General features: G+C 69.4%; 1 protein-coding gene. It reads left to right on the top strand.

Features of this window, described 5'->3' with window-relative positions; all coding sequences use genetic code 11:
• Positions 1 to 106: 106 nt before the first annotated feature.
• On the top strand, positions 107 to 373 hold a 267-nt coding region (locus tag AC6CH2_RS22525; protein ID WP_498271165.1), incomplete at its 3' end, for a CLIPPER-2 domain-containing protein.

Genomic DNA, 373 nt, shown 5'->3' with positions numbered 1-373 from the left:
CGCGACCTCGACCAGCCCGGCCTGCCCGGCGGGCAGCACCGATCCTGCGTGCACCACCACGGTGACCACGCCGGTGACGGCGCTGAGCCAGACCCTGGCCAAGGCAATGACCGGTAACGCCGACGAAGACGGTTCGGGCACGGTGAGCCTGGGCGACACGCTGACCTACACGGTCACCGTGACCAACACCAGCACGAGCGGCAACCTGACCAACGTGGTGGTGAGCGACAGCAAGATCACCCCGAGCAGCACCACCTGTGCATCGGTGGCGCCGGGTGCCACCTGCGTGCTGACCGGCACCTACGTGGTGACCGCGGCCGACGTGACCGCGGGCAACGTGGTGAATACCGCGACCTCGACCAGCCCGGCCTGC

Source organism: Lysobacter sp. GQ73, from assembly GCF_059758755.1.
Note: the sequence above shows the minus strand (reverse complement) of the source record. Positions and strands in the feature narration are given on the sequence as shown.